This is a genomic window from Gelidibacter sp. (genome assembly GCF_035577925.1).
Taxonomy (GTDB): Bacteria; Bacteroidota; Bacteroidia; order Flavobacteriales; family Flavobacteriaceae; genus Gelidibacter.
The window spans coordinates 1-2,847 of record NZ_DATJCY010000393.1; the positions used below are offsets into that span (position 1 = coordinate 1).

At 33.1% G+C, this 2,847-nt stretch carries 4 protein-coding genes and 1 pseudogene; 4 read left to right on the plus strand and 1 reads right to left on the minus strand.

The window, feature by feature from the left end:
* The 3 genes and pseudogenes from VNJ50_RS14715 to VNJ50_RS14725 form a co-directional block, all read left to right on the plus strand.
* A pseudogene (locus tag VNJ50_RS14715) lies at positions 1-293 on the plus strand (riboflavin biosynthesis protein RibD); the annotation flags it as partial.
* A complete protein-coding gene (locus VNJ50_RS14720) occupies positions 286-897 on the plus strand; it encodes an HAD family phosphatase (RefSeq protein ID WP_325583051.1) in 612 nt (203 codons plus the stop codon). The pseudogene VNJ50_RS14715 and the gene VNJ50_RS14720, both read left to right, overlap by 8 nt.
* Positions 898-958: 61 nt before the next feature.
* Positions 959-1,579, plus strand: a complete 621-nt coding sequence (locus VNJ50_RS14725) for an IMPACT family protein (protein WP_325583052.1) — start codon at positions 959-961, stop codon at positions 1,577-1,579.
* On the opposite strand, the gene VNJ50_RS14730 is transcribed toward VNJ50_RS14725, so the two are convergent.
* The gene (locus VNJ50_RS14730; RefSeq protein WP_325583053.1) at positions 1,576-1,986 is read right to left on the minus strand and encodes a thioesterase family protein; all 411 of its coding nucleotides are present in this window, start codon (positions 1,984-1,986) and stop codon (positions 1,576-1,578) included. The two genes, VNJ50_RS14725 and VNJ50_RS14730, sit on opposite strands and share 4 nt — an antisense overlap.
* Before the next feature lie 192 nt (positions 1,987-2,178).
* On the opposite strand from VNJ50_RS14730, the gene VNJ50_RS14735 reads away from it, so the two are divergent.
* Positions 2,179-2,847 (plus strand): DnaA ATPase domain-containing protein (locus VNJ50_RS14735; RefSeq protein ID WP_325583054.1); only part of this gene is annotated, 669 nt, incomplete at its 3' end.

Consider the following 2,847-nt stretch of genomic DNA (forward strand, 5'->3'; position numbering starts at 1 on the left):
AAAAGCATGAGATTGAGATTAAAACACTAGAGTTTTTAGATTGGGATTTAAAAGACCAGATTGCAAAACAAATTTGTACTATTCTATATAACCATGACATTACTTCTATAATTATTGAAGGCGGACAGCACACCTTACAAACATTTATTGATGAAAATATATGGGATGAAGCCCGTGTTTTTACTGGAACTACAAGTTTTAACCACGGCATAAAAGCGCCAAACTTTTCTGGACCTCTGGTTTCACAAGAACTTATTTTAAATGATATTTTAAGAATATATAAGAATGATTAAAAACTTAATATTTGATTTTGGCGATGTATTTATCAACTTGGATAAGAAAGGTGCCATGGAAAAAGCACTTCGGATATTTGAAATGGAAACTCTTTCTGATGAAATACACGCCATAAATGCGCTATATGAACAAGGCCTTATATCTACAGATGAATTTTTGGAGTTCTATCTGGATAACTTTCCAAATTTGGATAAAGACACTCTTTTAGAAACATGGAACGCCATACTAAAAGACTTTCCCAATTATCGACTGGACTATCTACGTCAATTAGCTGCCAGCAAAAAATACAAACTTATTTTGCTGAGTAATACCAATGAACTGCATATTGATTGGATCAAGGAAAATATTCACTTTTATGAGGAATTCAAAACCTGTTTTGATGCATTTTATCTTTCGCACGAAATCCAATTACGCAAACCAAATGCGAATATTTACGAATTTGTTTTAAGTGAAAATAAAATCAATCCCCATGAATCCCTATTCATTGATGATACCGAAGAAAATATTATTTCAGCTTCTAAATTAGGTATTCACACGTGGCACATCAATCCTGAGATTGAAGACATGACTTCGTTGTTCAAAACCAAACAAGATTTATTTTGAGCGTCCGCATTGTAAAATATAAGAACTGCACAGCAAAACATTTAGTTACTTTTGTCTAAAGATGACAGAAAAAGACACATACAAGACTATCACAAAACCTTCTGAAGAAGTTTTATTTAAAGAGAAGAACAGCAAATTTTTGGGATATGCCTATCCTATTAAAAATGCTGAAGACGTCAAATTTCATTTAGAAAATCTAAAAAAACAACATCATTCGGCACGGCATTGGTGCTATGCTTATCAATTGGGCAAGCAAGAAAGTCAATACCAATTTAGGGTAAATGATGATGGCGAACCTAATAACAGTGCAGGAATGCCAATTTATGGACAAATTCAATCTTTTGAAGTAACCAACATTTTAATTGTTGTGGTAAGATATTTTGGCGGTGTAAAATTGGGTGTTGGCGGCCTTATCAGTGCATATAAAACGACTGCACAAATGGCTTTGGAACAATCCATAATTGTCAGCAAAACAATTAACCAAGAAATTCAGCTCAAATTTGAGTACAAAGACATGAATAAAGTAATGCGTGTTATTAAAGAAAATGACTTAAAAATCACAAATCAAACTTTAGAATTGGACTGTTCTATTAACATTTCTGTTAGGTTAAAAAATATAAAAAGAACTATTCAGACTTTTGAGGCTATTTATGGAGTTGAAATAAAAAATTTAGACGATTAATTCTGCAGTTTGTCTAAAAGATATTGAGGACATCTTGTAGGCCTATTCCTATTAATATCCATAAATACAAGTACAGTATTGCCAAGAGTTAAAACATCTCCCGCCTCATTTGTTATTTCGTAATCAAACTCAATAGTTGCGGAAGGAATTTTTACCAACTGCGTTTTCACTTTAATCACATCGTCATAACGTGCTGATTTTTTGAAATTTACATTCAAACTAAGAACTGGTAGCAACAGCCCTTCTTCCTCCATGCTTTTATAGGAAACACCAAGTTTTCTAAGCCATTCAACTCTACCTACTTCAAAGTATTGTGCATAATTTCCATAATACACAATGCCCATTTGATCGGTTTCGGCATAGCGCACCCTAAGTTCTATCTGGTCGGAAAATAAAGGTTTTACCATCGTTGTTCAGTTTATTTTTTGTATTTTCATCGCGATTTAAACATGGGGATTTAATTCTGAATATTCAATAGCTTTTGATTTTTTTTTTCAGAAATTTGTTCACATATTTGTCTCGGAATTTATTCAAGAGAATACACAAAGTTCTCTTTTTTTTACTAATCTATCTAACAACAAAATAAATTAATTTTTAAAATGGAAGTAACTGCTCAATCGGTATGGAATAATTGTCTAACCTTTATAAAAGACAACATCCAACCCCAAGCCTATAAAACTTGGTTTGAACCAATTACAGCAGTCAAACTTACTGACAACGCATTAAGCATTCAGGTTCCGAGTAAATTTTTTTATGAATGGCTTGAGGAGCATTATGTAAAAATTCTAAAAGTTGCCCTAATCAAAGAACTTGGTGAACGCGCAAAATTAGTGTATGTCATTAAAATGGAAAACACTTATGGCAACAAACAACCATTTACCGAAAAAATCCCAAGTTCTAACAGGAGTCCGGTAAAGCCACAAGATGTTGATATTCCTTTAAAGAATAAAAATCCAGAATTAAAAAATCCTTTTATCATTCCAGGGATTAGAAATGTAAAAATTGAATCACAACTTAATCCAAATTACAATTTTGAAAACTTCCTGGAAGGCGATTCCAATCGTTTAGCAAGAAACGCTGGATTGGCAGTTGCCAACAAACCCGGTGGTACATCGTTTAATCCGCTGTTGATTTTTGGTGGTGTCGGTCTTGGAAAAACACATTTGGCACATGCCATTGGGATAGACATTAAAGATAAATACCCAGAAAAAACAGTGCTGTATATCTCTGCGGAAAAGTTCACACAGCAATACATAGACTCTGTAAAG